Genomic DNA, 17,777 nt, shown 5'->3' with positions numbered 1-17,777 from the left:
GAATTACGAATTACTACGAAGGAGTCGTTACGATGGATAAGGAGAAAGAAAAAGAGCTGAAGAAAAGCGTCGCCCGCTTTGCAGAACCAGATCGAAACGCCGGCATCCGCCAGCTGATCAATACACTCGTTCCATTTCTAATCATATGGGCCGCAGCCTATCTAAGCATGGCTGTCTCCCCTTGGCTCGCCGGCGGACTCGGTGTGCTTGCCGGAGGTTTTGTCGTCCGTCTGTTTATCATTTTTCACGACTGTACCCACCAGTCCTTTTTCAAAAATAAAAAGGCCAACCGCGTGATCGGGACGATTACAGGGATCCTGACGCTGTTCCCTTTCGATAAGTGGAAGCGGAGCCACTCCATCCACCACGCGACAAGCGGCAACCTCGATAAGCGTGGAACAGGTGATATCTGGGTCATGACCGTAGATGAATATGTACAAGCGTCCTTCAAAGAACGCCTCATCTACCGTCTGTACCGAAACCCTGTCATCATGTTTGGTCTGGGACCGATTTATTTGTTCCTCGTGTCCAACCGTTTCAACCGCAAGGGCGCAAAGCGAAAAGAGCGTGTGAACACCCACGTGACAACGGCTGCTGCCGCATTGATATACGGAATGATCATCTGGATGGCCGGATGGGAAGCCTTCCTGATTGTACAGCTGCCGATCCTTTATATATCCGGTGCACTGGGCATCTGGTTGTTTTACGTCCAGCACCAGTTTGAAGATTCCTATTTTGAAGAGGAATCCGAGTGGAATTTCGTAAAAGCAGCTGTTGATGGAAGCTCTTATTATAAACTTCCGAAAGTCCTGCAGTGGATTTCCGGCAACATCGGCTTTCACCATGTGCACCACTTGAGCCCGAGGGTTCCCAACTATGCACTGGAAAAAGCACATGATGCAACACCGCCGCTCCAGTATGCAACAACAATCACGCTGAAAACGAGTCTTGAGTCCATCAAATTCCGGCTCTATGACACCGAGAACAAAACGTTCCGGACGTTCAGGGAAGTCCAGCCGCTCTTGAAGAAGAAAGCAAGTGCAGCGGTTTCCAGCCGCGTGCAGAATGAAAGTTGATTCAAAGCCCATTCGTTGAGAATGGGCTTTTTCCTTCATGACAGCCGCCCGAATTTCCCATATGCTAGACACAGGAGGTAGCGTTCATGCAGAAGTGGTATCATATTATCCCAAAAAACACAGGACTCAGCATATACGTCTGGATCATCTTTTGTATCCTGCCGTTTTTCTTTATCTTCCGGGCATCTTCCATTTACGAAATTTTGACCGGACTTCTTCTCGTCTTCATTTTCTTTCTGGCCTATCGGTTTTCATTCGTATCGGACAGCCGTCTCGTTTATCTGTGGGTCAGCGTTGAGATGGCGATCAGTCTTGGAATGACCTTGTTGTTCGGCTACATTTACTTTTCCTTGTTCCTGGCTTTTTTCATCGGGAACATCCGTCACTTCGGAGGGTTTCTTTCTTTATATATTGTTCACCTGACTCTTACACTTGCAACGATCGCCTACACTTTCGTGCAGCAGCTGGATTCGATTTTTCCGAACCTTCCATTTATCATCATTACCGTCATCGGGGTGATCCTGCTGCCTTTCACTGTCCGTTACCGCAACCAGCAGCAGGATCTTGAAAATAAGCTGGAGGACGCCAACCAGCGGATTTCCCAGCTTATGGTGATTGAAGAGCGGGAACGAATTGCCCGTGACCTCCACGACACACTCGGGCAGAAACTGTCCATGATCGGATTGAAAAGTGACCTCGCCGCCAAGCTGATGACGGCCAAGCCGGACAAAGCGCAGAAAGAAGTGGAGGATATCCAGCAAACCGCCCGCAACGCTCTCAAGGAGGTCCGGGAGATGGTTTCCAACATGCGGGGAATGAAATTGAAAGATGAACTGATCCGGGTGCAGCAGATCATCGAAGCTGCGGAAATGAAGTTCACCTATGAAGGAAACCTAGGGAATACTTCCATCCCTGCCTTAACGGAAAATGTTCTCAGCATGTGCCTGAAGGAAGCCGCCACCAATATCGTCAAACACAGCCGGGCCACCCATTGTCACGTCCAGATTGCAGCCTCTGCCATGGAGTTGACGGTCACCATCGAAGATGACGGCATCGGCCTTCCGGAAACGATGGACCCGTTCCAGGGACACGGCCTGCAGGGAATGCGGGAACGACTGGAGTTTGTAAATGGACGGCTTGATTTGGAAAGTGACCAGGGAACGAAACTGACCCTGCACATTCCCACAGTCATTCAGCAAGGGAAAAAGGAGGAACTCTTATGATTCAAATTGTCATTGCCGAGGATCAGCGCATGCTGCTCGGTGCACTCGGGGCGCTGCTTGATTTAGAAGAGGACATGGAAGTCGTCGGCCAGGCTTCCAACGGTGAAGAAGCCTGCAGCCTCGTCCGCCGTCTGAAACCGGATATCTGCATCATGGATATTGAGATGCCGGTCAAAGATGGGCTGGATGCCGCGGAAGAGTTGTATGAGGAGCCCTGCAAAGTGATCATCCTGACGACTTTTGCCCGTCCCGGTTATTTTGACCGTGCCAGAAGAGCAGGCGTCAGCGGCTATTTGTTGAAAGACAGTCCAAGTGAAGACCTGGCAACAGCCATACGTAAAATTACAGCCGGACAGCGCATCTTCGACCCTGAGCTCGTCGACCTTGCCTTCGCCGATCAAAACCCGCTCACAGAACGGGAGCGGGAAGTGATGCAGCTGATGGCGGACGGCCGAAATACGAAGGACATATCTAAAGCTTTGTTCATTACCCCCGGAACCGTCCGGAACTATGTATCTGTCATTCTGGAGAAGCTGGAGGTTTCCAACCGGATTGAAGCGATTTCCATATTCAAGGAGAAAGGCTGGTACAAAGGACAGCGCTGACGACGAGAACCGGCGTCACCAGTGTCTGTATACAGATATATGTAAAAAAGAGGGTGGTCTTCTGCATACCGGAGGATTCCCCTTTTTTTAATAGAGAGAACTTCAGTCCAGTTCGCGAAGCTCCCTGAAGCGCACATAGACAAAGAGGACATACAGCGTAACAAGTACAGATCCCCCGGCCATGATTTGATGGATCGGCACTCCTGCCGCCAGTATAAGAGAGGTCACGCCGTAGCTCACTGGAACGAGACCCATCGATGCAAGCGAAACAAGACCCATCACCCTGCCCATCATTTTTTCTTCAATGAAACTTTGAAGCACAGAGATGACCGGGATGTTGCAGATAGAGAGACAACATCCGAAGACGACGAGGCACCCAAGGCTGAACCATACCCCTTCTGTGAAGCTTAAAGCGAAAAAAGCGGCTCCGGCAGCCATGAGGGCGGTGAGACTCGTTTTCCCTCTTCTTCTTTTCAAATTAAGGATACCGATGACTACAGATCCGAGCAGCATTCCCACTGCCAGACCTGCCTCAAGAAAGCTGAAGTCAAGGGCCGTGCCATTCAGACGCTGCTTCACAAAGAGAGGCAGCCCCATCGTCATCGGCCCGACCATGAACAGATTCAATAAAATGCTCATTCCGATAATCAAGGAAAGCACACGCGAGTTTTTGACGTAGCGCACGCCTGCCTTGAAAGAGTCCCAGAACGCTTCCTCCTTCTCTCCGGCTTTCTTCTCTTCCTCCACCTTCATAAGAAAAATAAACAGACTTCCGGTAAACAGCATCCCAGCGGTGACCGTGAATACGAGCGCATAACTGCCAAAGGAAACGAGAATGCCTGCCACCATAGGCGCTAGAATGAACGACGTCTGGTTCGTCATTTGAATCACTGAATTTCCACGGGTCAATTGATCCCTGGAAATGATTGACGGTAGAACCGCCCCCTCTGCTGCCCAGAAGAACGCATCTAAAATACCAAAAGCAAACGCAAAGCCGACGAATGTCCAAAGACTGATGTCCCCGAAGAAATACCAGCAGACGAGTCCTGTTAACAGCACCCCCCGCGTGAAATCGGACAGGAACATCAGTTTCGTCCGGCTGAACCGGTCGGCGATTGTTCCACTGACAATCATAAAGACCAGCCGTGGAATACTTGCTGCCACGTACAGCACACCGAGCGAAGCTTCCAGACGAAGCTCATGGACGACATACCAGCTTTGAGTAAATAAAAAGAACGAAATACCGAAACTGGACAACAAGGCCGCTCCCCATAACAGGAGAAAATTTCTATTTCGAAAAATGGAACGCTGTTCTGCCAACGGTGTATCTTTAGAAACGGTAATGGATGAACCGGACATGACTATCCCCACCTTTTTTGTAAGTTCCTTTAAGTGTAAGGAATATCCATGTCCTTCTCGATGTGCCCGGGATGGATTCTTCCTCCGCCTGCAGACGGATTTTATAAAAGGCTCTGTTATTGCTCGGTGTTGTTATTTAACATATGAGCTCCTATCACCCCTTTCTGTCATGGGATTTGTAGGAGGCGGGCTTGGGAATGACTCCCTTTCCGCGGGGTACCGTGGGGTACCGTGAGCCTCCTCAAACTTCGTTCCCCGCGGAAAGCGGACGGTTTTCCCTGCCATCCCATGCTCTGAGTAAACAACGGACCGGACCCTTAATTCCAGACGGAGACGATTTAGTAATCGTTTAAAATATCAACAACAGACTTTAACAGAGCTTTATAAAAAAGATGAGTCGGACATCGGTGCCTGGCGACCATTTTTGTCGAATAGCATGATTTTAGCACTTCCCTGTTGTAAGCAGGCGTTAATTTTGGTACTATTTTTATTAACTAAATAGTTTCTTATTTCAAATTTCATTTGAAGTAAGGATAGAGGTGCAATGACAAGAGTACGCATGTGGAGGAGAATGAGATCCATGGAGGCATGCGGAAAGGGGAAATTGCCGAAGTGTACGGACTCTCATGGTCCTGAAGCTGGGTCTGATGCTCAACAGGCACAGAACTGTCATATAGGAAACTATATGGAGGGCTATCTTACGCAGGAACGGTATAAAAGTTTCTACGGCAGCATCGAAGCCCTTGATGCTGTCGTTTTTGATTTTACTGCCGTATGGCCCTCACGACCTCGAACGTACAAAATACAAGAAAAGGTGTGAGGTTAATGAACTTCGGGCAAGTACTGACAGCGATGGTGACCCCTTTTGACAACGACGAGAATATGGACCTGGAAGCAACGGGAGCTTTAGTCAACCACTTGATCGAGAACGGCAGTGACGGCCTGGTTGTCGGTGGGACGACCGGTGAATCCCCGACACTGACAACGGATGAAAAACTCCAGCTGTTTGAACACGTGGTAGAAGTTGTAAACGGCCGCGTCCCGGTCATCGCCGGTACAGGATCCAATAACACCCGCGCATCCATTGAATTGACGAAAAAAGCCGAACAGACAGGCGTGGATGCCATCATGCTTGTGGCTCCTTATTACAACAAGCCGACACAGGAAGGACTGTACCAGCACTTCTCAAAAATTGCCGCAGCCACTTCCCTTCCGGTCATGCTGTACAACATTCCGGGACGCAGTGTCGTCAACATGGAACCGGAAACGATTATCCGCCTTTCTGAAATTGACAACATCGTTTCCGTAAAAGAAGCGAGCGGTGACCTGGAAGCCGCGGCGGAAATCATCCGTGAAACAGACCGTGACTTTTCGGTATACAGCGGGGAAGATTCCAACACCCTTCCGTTTGTCGCCATCGGAGGAACCGGCATCGTCTCCGTCTCCTCCCATATCATCGGGAATGAGATGCAGCAGATGATTCAGAGTTTCAGAGAAGGAGACGCCCCATTTGCCGCGCGTCTTCATCAAAAGCTTCTCCCTGTCATGCACGCTGTTTTCTCAGCGCCGAGTCCCTCCCCGGTCAAGGCGGTGTTGAATGAAATGGGCGTTCATACCGGAGGCGTCCGCCTCCCGCTCCTTCCCTTAACGGAAGAAGAGACCGCCCGCGTCATGGAGACCTACAACAGTCTTCAGCCTAAAGAAGCACCAAAAGCCCATATGGTCGGTTGACAGAAAAAAGGCTGCCGGGAACATGTTCCCGGCAGCCTTTTTCTGCTTTCTTATACTTCGATGGTCCAACCGAAGCTGTCTTCTTTTCTTCCACGCTGAATGCCTGTAATCGTATCATACAGCTCCTGGGAGAGCGCACCGATTTCGTGGTCGTTGATCACCATTTTCTTCCCAAGCCAGTTCAACTCACCGACGGGAGAAATGACGGCCGCAGTTCCAGTTCCGAACGCTTCCTCCAGTTTTCCCTGTTCATACGCTTCATACAACTCTTCAATAGAGATGCGGCGTTCGGTCACTGGAATGTCCCATTCTTTCAGTACTTCAATGATTGATGTTCGTGTAATCCCCTGCAGAATGCTTCCGCTCAAAGCAGGGGTCACAATTTCCCCATCGATTTTAAAGAAGATGTTCATGCTGCCGACTTCTTCAATGTAGCGCTTTTCCACACCATCCAGCCAAAGGACGTCAGCATTGCCTTCCTTCGCTGCCTTCGCCTGGGCCTGATAGCCGGACGAATAGTTACCGGCGGTTTTAGCCATTCCGGTTCCGCCTTTGACGGCTCTTGTGAACTGGTCTTCCACATTAATGGTAACCGGCTTGATTCCTCCGGAGAAGTACGGACCGACCGGTGACATGATGATCATGAGCTTATACGATTTGGACGGAGCAACAGCGAGGCTCGGTTCCGTAGCGATGATGAACGGACGGATGTATAGCGAAGTTCCCTCAAATTCCGGTACCCAGTCCTTTTCCAGAGCGACAAGCTCCTTCAAGTAGCCCAGTACCTCGGCTTCATCGACAGGTGGGATGCTGAGACGGTCACCGGATAGGTTCAGGCGCTCAAAGTTCTTTTCCGGACGGAACAGCAGGACACGTCCGTCGTCTGTCCGGTAGGCTTTCAATCCTTCAAATACAGTCTGCCCGTAATGGAAGATCATGGCGGCCGGATCAAGCGTCAGCGGCTCGTAAGGAACGATGCGGGGCTCGTGCCAGCCCTTCCCTTCTTCATAATCCATTACAAACATATGATCCGTGAACGTTCTTCCAAAAGGAATCTGCTCCGTTTCGGGTTTCTCCTTTTTATAGGCGGCTTCGACGATTGGTAGGGACATAGATAAGACTCCTTTTCGATTGGTTTCACCTGCCATCACAGGCGGAAATATTAGTACTCATTGTACGCCCTCCTTCAAACAAATGAAAGAGGAAGATGCTGAAATGTTCAAAAAATTCACCGCGGTCACGCGTTACAAAAGTACAATAGGGAATCCCTCGCTTGTCTGCTATAATAGCAAAAGGTAAATAACGGAAAAACGGAGGGATCGATGTGTTTGATGTACTGTTGATTGAAGATGACCGGACATTGTTTCAGGAAATGCAGGAAAGGCTGTCACAGTGGTCGTATGCGGTTCACGGGGTGCAGGATTTCAGCCGGGTGATGGAAGTATTCACGTCCGTTGAACCGCAGCTTGTGATCATCGATATCCAGCTCCCGAAGTTCGATGGCTTCCACTGGTGCCGGATGATCCGGGAGCATTCCAACGTCCCCATCATCTTTCTTTCCTCCAGGGATCACCCGACGGATATGGTCATGTCGATGAATCTTGGAGCCGATGATTTTGTACAGAAACCGTTCCACTTTGAAGTATTGATCGCTAAAATCCAGGCCATTCTCCGACGTGTCTACAACTACAACACCCACGCCTCTGAACTGCAGACGTGGTTTGGCGCAACGGTGGACTTTGAGCGGGGCCGGGTGACGGCAAACGATACGTCCATTGATTTAACAAAAAATGAAAGCTTCATTTTAAAGCAGCTGCTCGAAAAAAAGAACAAAGTGGTCTCCCGTGAGGAAATCATTCAAAAGCTGTGGGAGGATGAACGATTCGTGAGTGACAATACACTCACAGTCAATGTGAACCGGCTGCGCAGACGGCTGAATGAGATCGGTCTGGAACACGTCATCGAAACAAAAGTCGGGCAAGGGTATACAGCCAGAGACGAGGCAGGCTCATGATTTTCACCTATATGCGGGAAAAGCTGAGCTGGATTCTGCTGTTCATGTCCCTTCAATTGCTTGCCCTCCTTATTGGATACCTCGACTCGTCCCTCCCATTCCGTGCCGTTACGTATTACATATTTTTATCGCTGATCATTTTCAGCGTGTTTCTGCTCCTCCGTTTCCAGAAGGAGACCCGGTTTTACAAGCAGTTGGCGGAGCGGGACAATGACCTTGATCTGACCACGATTCCTGAAGCTGAGAGTCCCTTGGAGTCCGTCATTGAAACGAGCATCCGGGAGCAGCTGGAACGATTGAAAAAGGAAGCTGCCCATCATCAGGATCTTCTGCAGGAGGAAAAAGATGACCTGCTCGGATGGATCCATGAAGTGAAAACGCCGATGACTGCGATGAAGCTGATGATCGAAGGGATTGAAGACTACCCGCTGCGCTCGCGTCTGACCTATGAATGGATGCGGATCCATCTTCTGCTCGACCAGCAGCTGCACCGGAAGCGGATCCCTTTTATTGAAAATGACTTATACATAGAAGAAACCGCGCTCGAGCCTTTATTGTTCAGTGAAATTAAAACCTTGAAATCGTGGTGCATGCAGAAAGGCATCGGCTTTGACCTTGAGCTGGATCAGAAATCTGTTCTGACCGATGCGAAATGGCTCTCCTTTATGATCCGTCAATTGCTATCGAACGCCATTAAATACAGCCCTTCCTCAGACATTACGGTAACAAGCGGCAGAAAGAGTGGCCGATCTTTTCTTACGGTTGCTGATCAAGGGCGGGGCATAGCAGCACAGGACAGTCCACGCATTTTCGAAAAAGGGTTCACGTCAACAACCGCTCACCAAACTGAAGCAGCATCGGGGATGGGCCTTTACCTCGTTGACCGCATCCGCCGCCCGTTGAACATTGAACTGGATGTTCAATCGGAACCCGGCCTGGGATCCACGTTCACGCTTTGGTTCCCGGAACCGAATACGTTCACCAAGATCAGGAACCGCCCGGATCGTCCCCCACAACAGGATAGAAAGTGATACACTCATAGTTATTCTTTACCACTGTTTTTTTGAGGGAGTGTTAACATTGAATCAAACCAGTCCGGCAGCCAACCTGCTTGAAACCATCCAATGGTTCGTCTTTCTGCTTGCTAATGCGGTTGCGCTGCCGATTGTGATCGGATCGATTTATCAATTAGACTACATAGAAACCGCCGGATTGATCCAGCGGACCTTCTTTACCGTTGGGATCGCTTCCATGCTTCAAGGGCTTTTCGGCCACCGTCTGCCGATCATGGAAATTCCCGCAGGCATCTGGGTCAGTATCTTTACCGTTATGGCCATGACCGGTGCAGAAGCAGGCGGCAGTTATACAGGAACACTTCAGGCGCTGGAGATGACGATGATCATGACAGGCGGTTTTTTGTTCCTGTTTGGGGCGTTTAAAGTGTCGCAGAAAATCCTGCCCATCTTCACTCCTCTTGTGACAGGGGCATTCTTCCTGTTCTTGACCGTACAACTGAGTGGAACGCTGCTGAAAGGGATGCTCGGGCTGCAGGGAGACAGTGGAACAATCCAGGGAACGACCGCAGTCCTTGCCTTTCTGACGTTCTTTATTGTGCTCGGATTATCGACGTTTGCCAGAGGATGGCTGAGCAGCTATGCCGTTTTCATCGGCATTGTGATCGGCTGGGTCATTCACCGGCTGATTCTCGGCGGGCAGATGACGGAAGCGGAGATGCCGGTATTTTCAGTTCCCGAGCTATTCGCTTTCGGTCTACCAACGCTGGAGTGGAGCCTGCTGCCGATGGCGTTCATTACGGCTGTCATTTCGATTTCGAATATCGTAGCCTCCATTACAGCAGTGAAACAGACAGTAGGAGAAGGTAAAGAAAATAACGGCGTCCAGGTCGACAGAGGAACGATGTTTTCCGGAATCAATACGATGATTGCCGGCGGCATGGCAACCGTCGCCAACGTCCCGGGAGCTACGTCCGCAGGTTTTATCGCCATTACCGGGCAGAAGCGGAAAAACCCGTTCATCTACGCTGCCATCCTGCTGTTGTTTACAGCCTTTTTTCCGCCGGTGACACGGGTGATTTCAAGCATCCCCTCCTCGGTTGCCAATGCGGCCCTCATGGCAACATTCGTCCAGCTTGTGGGAATCGCGATTAACAACTTCACGCTGGAGCCTCTGGACTCCAGAAAAATCACCATCGTCGGCATTGCCTACCTTTTCGGGATGGGGACGATGTTTCTTCCGGCGGAAGTGTTTTCTGCGATGCCTGCGCTTGTGCAGAACTTAATGAGCAACGGTCTGCTCGTCGGCACCGCCCTTGTCATTGCCATGGAACAGCTGTGGCGTCCTAAGAACTAACCGCTATCCTTCTACCTGATGGTAGAAGGATACTATTTTATGGATCCTCCTCCTCGTGAAACGTATAGAAGAGCCGCATCGTATAGACTAGCAGCCACATGAATAAGGAGCGGATCGTTCATGTTTATTTTCACACTCTTGTCCGGGTTGTGTTTACTCTTTTTCCCTTTACAAGGGATAAGAGATTTCAAATCGGAACAATGGTCATACAAGATCACCCGGATGATTTTCATCACTTTGGCTCTATTACTCATTACAGCAGGTATCATTGGGATTATAGACTTTGTTCATAACCCCAGGGGGTACTTTTTAACGAAACAAAAGGACCATTCATGTAAAACCCTGAGTTATTCTGCACCTCCAAAGTCGACGTACGAACGTGACTTGAACCTTATTTAAGCTTCTAAGGTGAACCCTGGTCTGCGTTTTCAAAACCTATCACGAGAGCTCTTATTAAATGAAAGCCATGTGACAAAAGTGTCACTTCCACCCCCTCTTTTGTTAGCTGAATCGAAGGAAACACGTCCCCGGTAAACGTACAATGAAGTCAGATGAAAAAGGAGGTTGAATGAATGAGTTTATTAGAAGCAAGAAAAATCCATAAGAGCTATGGAAACAAATTTATGAAGCAGCACGTTCTGGAAGGCATCGATGTCACGATTGATAAAGGGGAGTTTGTCACCATCATGGGCGCATCGGGTTCCGGGAAAACGACCTTGTTGAACGTCCTCTCTTCTATTGACCGGGTCAGTCACGGATCGATCGTGATCAACGGGCAGGAAATTACCGGACAAAAGGACAAACAGCTGGCAGAGTTCAGAAAGCATCATCTCGGGTTCATTTTTCAGGAATACAACCTGTTGGACACACTGACGGTGAAGGAAAACATTCTGCTTCCGCTTTCCATTTCGAAAACGGATCGTAAAGAGGCGCAGCGGAAATTCAACGCGCTTGCCGAAGAACTTGGCATCGAGGATGTCCAAAACAAGTACCCGAACGAAATATCAGGTGGACAGAAGCAGCGGACTTCAGCGGCGCGGGCCTTCATCCATGAACCGAGCATCATTTTTGCCGATGAGCCGACAGGGGCATTGGATTCCAAGTCCGCATCCGATCTGCTGGGCAAATTGAGCGGCCTGAATGACACACGGGAAGCCACCATAGCGATGGTCACGCACGACCCGGTAGCTGCGAGCTACAGCAGCCGCGTCATCTTCATCCGCGACGGGCAGATCTACACCCAGTTGAATAAAGGTGGACAGACGCGGGAGGCATTTTTGAAGGACATCATGAAAACCCAGGGTGTATTGGGTGGTGTAAGCTATGAGCATTAATCAGCTGATCCTCCGAAATTTGAAAAAGAATATCAAGAACTATTACTTATACGTTTTCGCCCTCGTCTTTTCCGTCGCCCTTTACTTTTCCTTCGTGACCCTTCAGTACGACCCGGCGATGAGTCAGGACGGATCTGTGAAAGGAAGTGCAGGATTGATGGTCGCTTCGGTTCTATTGATTGCCATCGTGGCCGTTTTCCTCCTTTATGCCAATGCTTTATTCGTGAAAAGGCGCAGTCAGGAAATCGGACTGTTCCAGCTGATCGGCATGACGAAAAACCGGATTTTCCGGCTGTTGGTGGTAGAGAATCTAATTATCTACTTCGGATCGATGGCGGCCGGCATTTTTATCGGGTTTGCGATTTCCAAGCTGATTCTCATGGGCTTTTTTAAGATTGTCAATGTTGATGAAGTGGCCGACCTGCACTTCTCCATGGCGGCCCTTGCCCAGACGGTGATCGTATTTGCGGGCATCTTCCTGCTCATTATGGCGACGATGTACATCTTTATTCGGAAGCAGTCCATCCTCTCCCTTTTCCGTGTTACCTCGAGCACGCAGGGTAAAGTGAAAAAACTCTCCGTGTGGGAACACATCATGGGAGTGCTCGGCATAGGAATGATTGCTTCGGGCTATTATGTGTCCACACAGCTGTTTGAAGGGGATATTACCTCGATCAACGGGCTGTTTATCGCCATGACGTTCATTCTGGCATCCACGATCATCGGCACCTACTTTTTCTACAAGGGTTCTGTGCGCTTTGTCAGCAACCTGCTTAGAAAACGGAAAGCCGGCTATATGAACATCAACGAAGTGCTTTCGCTGTCTTCGATGATGTTCCGGATGAAATCCAATGCCTTCCTGCTCACCGTGATTACGACCGTTTCCGCCCTTGCTATCGGACTGCTGGCACTGAGCTATATTTCACTGTACTCAGCGGAAAGCCTTGCGGAAAATAATGCTCCTGATGATTTTGCCATCACCAACGAAGAAAAAGCGATGGCCTTTTCCGATACATTGGAGGAAGAAGGTTTTGACCATTCCTACAGACAGGTGGAGGTGCTGCAGGCGAAATTCAATGTGGAGGATATTCTGGATGTGGACCTCGAGGATATGAATTTCAACGCAGAAAATACAACCATTCCTGTCATCAGTGAAACCGCCGTGCCTGAGCTCGACTTGGAAAGAGGAAGCATGATCATGACCGGCTACAACGATATTATGCAGTCCTATATTTCCTTAAAGGGCGATGGAAAAGTGGAATGGCTGTCTGAGAATGACGCCGTGGATCTTTCCTATCAAGGACTGCGGGAAGACTATGTGATTTCCTCCTATTATACCGCCGGCGGTCTGCCGATCGGCGTCGTGTCCGAGGAACAGTTTATGAACATGAAAGAGCAGCTGGAACCTTCTATTTATACCGGGATTAATCTGGAGGATGACAGCAGGAATGAAGCAGCTTTTCAATTGTTTGAGGAAGCCGGTTTAACAGAAAGTTTCGAGCACCGGTCCCAATGGTACGTGGAAACCTCCCAGAAACAGAACATGGGGGCCGTCATGTTTATCGTCGCCTTTTTAGGACTCACCTTTCTCATCACCTCCGGCTGCATCCTCTACTTCAAACAGATGGATGAAGGGGAAGACGAAAAGGAAAGCTATACGGTACTGCGGAAGCTCGGCTTTACAAGGGGCGATCTTCTGCGCGGCATTCAAGGCAAACAGCTCTTCAACTTCGGGGTGCCGCTCTTGATCGGTCTGCTGCACAGCTACTTCGCCGTGAAGTCCGGATGGTTCTTTTTCGGTAATGAAATCTGGACACCGATGCTGATGGTGATGGGCGTCTACACAGCTTTATATTCCATCTTCGGTCTCCTTTCTGTCTTATATTACAAAAAGGTGATCAAAGAAGCGCTGTAATTGTCGAGCGGCTCTTTTCCTCCCGGACGGTGCGGTCTGGTATAGTAAAGGCATGAGGTGAAACGATGAATTCGAAACATATACTCGATCAAATGAAACAACACCAGCCTTCTGTGCTCGGTCACGAACAGTTCCGTAAATTCTCTGTCCTTCTGCCGCTCATGGAAAAGGATGGAGACATCCACGTTCTGTTCGAGGTACGGGCCAATACACTAAGGCGCCAGCCCGGAGAGATCTGTTTCCCAGGCGGAAAAATCGATCCAGATGATTCTTCTGCACGTCAGGCCGCCATCCGGGAAACGGAGGAAGAATTAGGCATCCGCCGCGGACAACTGTCCGACGTCCATCCGCTCGACTATCTCGTCTCCCCGTTCGGAATGATCGTCTACGCTTTTGCAGGGTACTTGAATACCGACGAAAGTGCCTTTGAAAAGAATCCGGATGAAGTGAAGGAGCTCTTTACCGTTCCGCTTTCCTTCTTTATGGACCAGGATCCGGAAATCCACTACGTCCATTTCGAGGCCCAGCCGGCGGAAAACTTCCCCTACGAGCTCATCCCGGGTGGTGAAAATTACAATTGGCGCACGCGTCAGATGGAAGAATATTTTTATCAATATGGAGACAAGGTGATCTGGGGAATGACCGCAAGAATCCTCGCCCACTTTGTTGACGTGTTGAAAAAGAAACAGTAAATTCAAAAGAAAAGCCTGTCCTGTGATCAAGGTTTGATCACAGGACAGGCTTTAGATATAGGGTTAAAAGCTGGCTGCACAGGTCTTATGTATTATGGTAAAGCATCAAAAAAGGACCGCCCTTCTTCAACAGCCTCCTGGAACATAAAGAACGTAAACATCAACAGAACGAATAGAAAGGCGATCGATCCCCATTTGATTACATTCTCCCACCTCTTCGGCAATAACCCGGTACTCTGAATACCAAGACGTTTAAGAACAACATCCATCAGCAGGAATAATGGAAAAGCTGCGATAATCGAAATGAGAAGTCCAAACGCCTCTTTCAATTCCATTTCAACAATAAGAGTGCCGTTGTGGGAAACATTCTCAGATGGAAGCGGGGCTGTTTCAACAACCTCCCCCCTCCAATTATATTTTTCAACGGTTTCCCCCTCCATCCCTACACCAAACGGAACGTGATAAGAACTATATTCAAGCGTCAGCTGAATACCAAAGATCATGAGAACAGCTATCGGCGCTGCCAGCCATCGAATTATGTTTTTCAAAAGCTCCTCCTCCTTTTCCATAATCAGGATAACATTTGAATTTCCATTTTTACCATCATAGGGTTAGAAAAACATAGAGTGAAATCTGATGTTACCATAAAGGAACAGGAGGCGATGATGTGACAGAAGAAGAGATGTGGATGCAAATCGAACGCCTGCGGGCTGTTGAAAAAAGACAGAGCGAAACATTGAAGGCATTAACCGGAAAAGGCCTCTACGAAACACGCCTGAAGCCTGACGAGCATGGTACGATCTTCATTGATCCTGACGATCCTGTGCAGCAAAAGTTGTGGAACCTGGAATAAAGCATACAAAAAAACGCTGCGGTCTCACGCAGCGTTTTCTGTTTCTAAAAGATCTTTATACTTTTCCTGGATGAATCCAATGATGGTTCCAAGCGTCTGTCCCTTGAAAGCATCCGGAACCGATTCACCGTTCGGATCAGCGTAATAAAAGGCGCCTTTTTCTTCACTATAGGAGAAGCCCAGCTTGGTCAAACGATTGTTCAATTCCTCTGGATTTTCTTCAAGGCCCGTCTGCTGCTTGAAATACTCTGTCGGATATACCCACACATCCACATCATCACTGCCGGTCTCTACAATGAATAAGTCCGTATCATACTGCGAAATCCACTGATTTTTTGAGAAAAGGGCAACTCCCGTTCCTTCCAATCCTGCAATGCCTACTAAATTCACTCCAAAGATTTCATTGATCATCGTATACCGTTCCTCGGCCGTCAGTCTTTCTTCAAATGACAGCCAGTACAACTGCATCACGCGGACTTTCGAAAGCTTCGCAATCCGCTCATCGCTCAGTTCCCAAGGGGATGCCGTTTTCCTGATGCGGTCCAGGACATCATCTGAATAGGTGGCTGTCTGCTTTCCAACCCCCAGATCAGATATAGCCTGAAGATCTATGCCGTACACAGCATCCACTACTCTCATCAATGTATAAGGCGTGACCCTGCGGTTATTTCGATCCAGATAATGGTCCATAACTTCCGATTTGCTCATCTTATCGATAGAAGCTTTGGTTTCTTTATACGAGAGTGGGCCCCGGGTCTCCTGCTTCAAATCCTTGTAGACTCCGTATACGATGAGATCCGGGTATTTTCCTTCCTCTGTATGAACTTCCTGTTTCCAGCTTTTCGCCTCTACCTGATGAGGAATTGCAGCCGATGCTCCTGCTGTGAACAAAGTGAACGCCGTCAATATTACTGCAGACTTCTGCATCCATTTTTTACGAAAACGCTCCATTTCTTCCTCTCCCCTATCGTGTGTCCGCTACCCTCCCAGGCCGTACACAACAAAATATAGATGATGTACTCTTTCGTTGAATGGTCTATTTTAACTATACCCGATGTTGTCGAATAAAGACACATCCAACCGATGAAAAGTGTGAACAAGCGTCCTCCACAGGGTACACTAGGAGAAAAAGGGAGAGAATGACGATGAGCACCTATTCGATTGTCTGGTTCCGGAATGACCTGCGTGTCCACGACCATAAACCCTTGACTAGAGCTGTCACAGCAGGGCATCCGGTCATCGCACTTTATATTTTCGATCCATATGAATACAGAGACCTTTCCTATGGTTTTAAAAAAACCGGGCGTCACCGGGCACAATTTATCCAGGAGAGTCTGGAGGATCTGCGGACGAATCTCGCTGAACTGAACGTCCCCCTATTGATTAGGTACAAGGACCCAGCAGAAGCTTTCCTCGAGCTTTCCGATGATTTGACTATTAACGGTGTGTACCTTCATGAAGAAATCGCAACGGAAGAGCAGCAGACCGAAAGAGGAGTTCGAAAGGCTCTGCCCGGCGTACCTTTTTACGTCGATCACGGACATAACCTGTTTCCGCCGGAAGACCTGCCGTTTTCCACCCGGGATGTGCCGGATACGTTTTCCCAGTTCAGAAAAAGAATCGAAAAAAATGGGGTGACGCCGCCTAGAGCGATCGCTCCACCTCAAGCAGCTGTGAAAGTGGAGCTTCCAAATAGGATAGAGGAAGGGAAGATTCCGGACGTAGCTGCCTCAGGCCTGGAGAACGAGTGGAAAGAGCCGCGTTACCATGGCGGATCGACAGCGGCTAAACAACGGCTCCGGGACTACATCTTTACTAAGGACCGCCTCCGGGTTTATAAGGAAACGAGAAACGGGATGCTTCTAGAAGACGATTCCTCTAAATTTTCTCCATATCTGGCGAACGGCAATTTGTCCCCGCGGGTCGTGTATGAGCAGATCCAGCACTATGAAAAAAACCATACGAAAAACAAGTCGACCTATATGCTATATTTCGAACTGCTCTGGCGGGACTACTTCCACCTCGTTCACCGCAAATACGGCGATCGTCTCTTCTACAGGACAGGGCTGAATGGTTTGGAGATCCCCTGGAAAACAAACGAGGAGCATTTGCAGGCGTGGATGGACGGCCGCACGGGCTATCCGCTCGTAGATGCGGGCATGCGGGAATTAAAACAGACCGGTTTCATGTCCAACCGGGCACGCCAGAATGTGGCGAGCTTTTTTACAAAGAACCTCGGTCTGGACTGGCGGATCGGGGCCGCCTGGTTTGAATCACAACTCGTCGATTATGACGTAAGCAGCAACTACGGCAACTGGCTGTATATCGCGGGAGTCGGAAATGATGCTGTTTCCTTCCGGGTTTTTAACGTGGAAAAACAGGCGGAGGATTATGATCCTGATGGCGATTACCTGCGCTGGTGGGTCCCTGAGCTTCGTGAACTGCCCGTACCTTGGATTTTCAAGCCGAGGGCAATGGGAATGATTGAACAGGAACAGTACGGGGTTCAGCTCGGAGAAAATTATCCGTTTCCGATCATCGACTTGTACGAATCGATGCGGGAGATGAAGACCGCTTTTGAAGAAGGGACAAAATAGAGAAAAGC

16 protein-coding genes and 1 riboswitch are annotated in these 17,777 nt (G+C 49.2%); of the genes, 12 read left to right on the top strand and 4 right to left on the bottom strand.

What is annotated here, in order from left to right; all coding sequences use genetic code 11:
- Window positions 1–32: 32 nt before the first annotated feature.
- The 3 genes from desA (at window position 33) to ACXADP_RS02350 (ending at window position 2,904) form a co-directional block, all read left to right on the top strand.
- Window positions 33–1,076 (top strand): Delta(5) desaturase DesA, encoded by a 1,044-nt coding sequence (gene desA / locus ACXADP_RS02360; protein WP_474970732.1) that lies wholly within the window; start codon window positions 33–35, stop codon window positions 1,074–1,076.
- 86 nt (window positions 1,077–1,162) lie between these two features.
- On the top strand, window positions 1,163–2,299 hold the full coding sequence (locus ACXADP_RS02355; protein ID WP_474970731.1) for an ATP-binding protein: 1,137 nt from the start codon (window positions 1,163–1,165) through the stop codon (window positions 2,297–2,299).
- Window positions 2,296–2,904: a response regulator transcription factor gene (locus ACXADP_RS02350; RefSeq protein WP_474970005.1), complete on the top strand. Its 609-nt coding sequence runs from the start codon at window positions 2,296–2,298 to the stop codon at window positions 2,902–2,904. The genes ACXADP_RS02355 and ACXADP_RS02350 overlap by 4 nt, the downstream gene beginning before the upstream one ends.
- Window positions 2,905–3,006: 102 nt before the next feature.
- On the opposite strand, the gene ACXADP_RS02345 is transcribed toward ACXADP_RS02350, so the two are convergent.
- Window positions 3,007–4,263, bottom strand: coding sequence for an MFS transporter (locus tag ACXADP_RS02345; RefSeq protein ID WP_474970730.1), 1,257 nt, complete (start codon window positions 4,261–4,263; stop codon window positions 3,007–3,009).
- A gap of 526 nt (window positions 4,264–4,789) precedes the next feature.
- Window positions 4,790–4,967: riboswitch (Lysine riboswitch) on the top strand.
- 121 nt (window positions 4,968–5,088) lie between these two features.
- Between ACXADP_RS02345 and dapA the strand changes: the two genes are divergently transcribed.
- A complete protein-coding gene (gene dapA, locus ACXADP_RS02340; protein ID WP_474970729.1) occupies window positions 5,089–5,994 on the top strand; it encodes a 4-hydroxy-tetrahydrodipicolinate synthase in 906 nt (301 codons plus the stop codon).
- 50 nt (window positions 5,995–6,044) lie between these two features.
- On the opposite strand, the gene ACXADP_RS02335 is transcribed toward dapA, so the two are convergent.
- Window positions 6,045–7,106: a branched-chain amino acid aminotransferase gene (locus ACXADP_RS02335; RefSeq protein WP_474970728.1), complete on the bottom strand. Its 1,062-nt coding sequence runs from the start codon at window positions 7,104–7,106 to the stop codon at window positions 6,045–6,047.
- A gap of 212 nt (window positions 7,107–7,318) precedes the next feature.
- Here ACXADP_RS02335 and ACXADP_RS02330 point away from each other — a divergent pair, with 212 nt between their 5' ends.
- The 6 genes from ACXADP_RS02330 to ACXADP_RS02305 all read left to right on the top strand — a co-directional run bounded on the left by ACXADP_RS02330 (window position 7,319) and on the right by ACXADP_RS02305 (window position 14,319).
- Window positions 7,319–8,008, top strand: a complete 690-nt coding sequence (locus ACXADP_RS02330) for a response regulator (protein ID WP_474970727.1) — start codon at window positions 7,319–7,321, stop codon at window positions 8,006–8,008.
- The gene (locus tag ACXADP_RS02325) at window positions 8,005–9,039 is read left to right on the top strand and encodes a sensor histidine kinase (protein WP_474970726.1); all 1,035 of its coding nucleotides are present in this window, start codon (window positions 8,005–8,007) and stop codon (window positions 9,037–9,039) included. Before ACXADP_RS02330 ends, ACXADP_RS02325 begins: the two co-directional genes overlap by 4 nt.
- A gap of 40 nt (window positions 9,040–9,079) precedes the next feature.
- Window positions 9,080–10,378, top strand: coding sequence for a purine/pyrimidine permease (locus tag ACXADP_RS02320; RefSeq protein ID WP_474970725.1), 1,299 nt, complete (start codon window positions 9,080–9,082; stop codon window positions 10,376–10,378).
- Window positions 10,379–10,950: 572 nt separating this feature from the next.
- On the top strand, window positions 10,951–11,712 hold the full coding sequence (locus tag ACXADP_RS02315; RefSeq protein WP_474970724.1) for an ABC transporter ATP-binding protein: 762 nt from the start codon (window positions 10,951–10,953) through the stop codon (window positions 11,710–11,712).
- On the top strand, window positions 11,702–13,627 hold the full coding sequence (locus tag ACXADP_RS02310) for an ABC transporter permease (protein WP_474970013.1): 1,926 nt from the start codon (window positions 11,702–11,704) through the stop codon (window positions 13,625–13,627). Before ACXADP_RS02315 ends, ACXADP_RS02310 begins: the two co-directional genes overlap by 11 nt.
- A 65-nt stretch (window positions 13,628–13,692) precedes the next feature.
- Window positions 13,693–14,319, top strand: coding sequence for an NUDIX hydrolase (locus tag ACXADP_RS02305; protein WP_474970014.1), 627 nt, complete (start codon window positions 13,693–13,695; stop codon window positions 14,317–14,319).
- Window positions 14,320–14,411: 92 nt separating this feature from the next.
- Here the strand turns inward: ACXADP_RS02305 and ACXADP_RS02300 are convergent, their stop codons facing one another.
- Window positions 14,412–14,867, bottom strand: coding sequence for a hypothetical protein (locus tag ACXADP_RS02300; protein WP_474970015.1), 456 nt, complete (start codon window positions 14,865–14,867; stop codon window positions 14,412–14,414).
- Window positions 14,868–14,986: 119 nt separating this feature from the next.
- Here ACXADP_RS02300 and ACXADP_RS02295 point away from each other — a divergent pair, with 119 nt between their 5' ends.
- Window positions 14,987–15,172: a hypothetical protein gene (locus ACXADP_RS02295; RefSeq protein WP_474970016.1), complete on the top strand. Its 186-nt coding sequence runs from the start codon at window positions 14,987–14,989 to the stop codon at window positions 15,170–15,172.
- 24 nt (window positions 15,173–15,196) lie between these two features.
- On the opposite strand, the gene ACXADP_RS02290 is transcribed toward ACXADP_RS02295, so the two are convergent.
- Window positions 15,197–16,123 (bottom strand): hypothetical protein, encoded by a 927-nt coding sequence (locus ACXADP_RS02290; RefSeq protein ID WP_474970723.1) that lies wholly within the window; start codon window positions 16,121–16,123, stop codon window positions 15,197–15,199.
- A gap of 194 nt (window positions 16,124–16,317) precedes the next feature.
- On the opposite strand from ACXADP_RS02290, the gene ACXADP_RS02285 reads away from it, so the two are divergent.
- Window positions 16,318–17,769, top strand: a complete 1,452-nt coding sequence (locus ACXADP_RS02285) for a DASH family cryptochrome (RefSeq protein ID WP_474970722.1) — start codon at window positions 16,318–16,320, stop codon at window positions 17,767–17,769.
- The last annotated feature ends 8 nt before the right edge of the window (window positions 17,770–17,777 follow it).

Source organism: Halobacillus sp. AWH4_228, from assembly GCF_056158365.1.
The sequence above is the reverse complement of the archived record's forward strand: the minus strand, read 5'-3'. Positions and strand labels throughout refer to the sequence as shown.

Coding starts and splice junctions, on each gene's coding strand:
- ACXADP_RS02350 (WP_474970005.1), top strand. CDS start 2,296: ATGATTCAAATTGTCATTGCCGAGGATCAGCGCATGCTGCTCGGTGCA.
- ACXADP_RS02285 (WP_474970722.1), top strand. CDS start 16,318: ATGAGCACCTATTCGATTGTCTGGTTCCGGAATGACCTGCGTGTCCAC.
- ACXADP_RS02355 (WP_474970731.1), top strand. CDS start 1,163: ATGCAGAAGTGGTATCATATTATCCCAAAAAACACAGGACTCAGCATA.
- dapA (WP_474970729.1), top strand. CDS start 5,089: ATGAACTTCGGGCAAGTACTGACAGCGATGGTGACCCCTTTTGACAAC.
- ACXADP_RS02345 (WP_474970730.1), bottom strand. CDS start 4,263: ATGTCCGGTTCATCCATTACCGTTTCTAAAGATACACCGTTGGCAGAA.
- ACXADP_RS02305 (WP_474970014.1), top strand. CDS start 13,693: ATGAATTCGAAACATATACTCGATCAAATGAAACAACACCAGCCTTCT.
- ACXADP_RS02290 (WP_474970723.1), bottom strand. CDS start 16,123: ATGGAGCGTTTTCGTAAAAAATGGATGCAGAAGTCTGCAGTAATATTG.
- ACXADP_RS02335 (WP_474970728.1), bottom strand. CDS start 7,106: ATGTCCCTACCAATCGTCGAAGCCGCCTATAAAAAGGAGAAACCCGAA.
- desA (WP_474970732.1), top strand. CDS start 33: ATGGATAAGGAGAAAGAAAAAGAGCTGAAGAAAAGCGTCGCCCGCTTT.
- ACXADP_RS02325 (WP_474970726.1), top strand. CDS start 8,005: ATGATTTTCACCTATATGCGGGAAAAGCTGAGCTGGATTCTGCTGTTC.
- ACXADP_RS02310 (WP_474970013.1), top strand. CDS start 11,702: ATGAGCATTAATCAGCTGATCCTCCGAAATTTGAAAAAGAATATCAAG.
- ACXADP_RS02315 (WP_474970724.1), top strand. CDS start 10,951: ATGAGTTTATTAGAAGCAAGAAAAATCCATAAGAGCTATGGAAACAAA.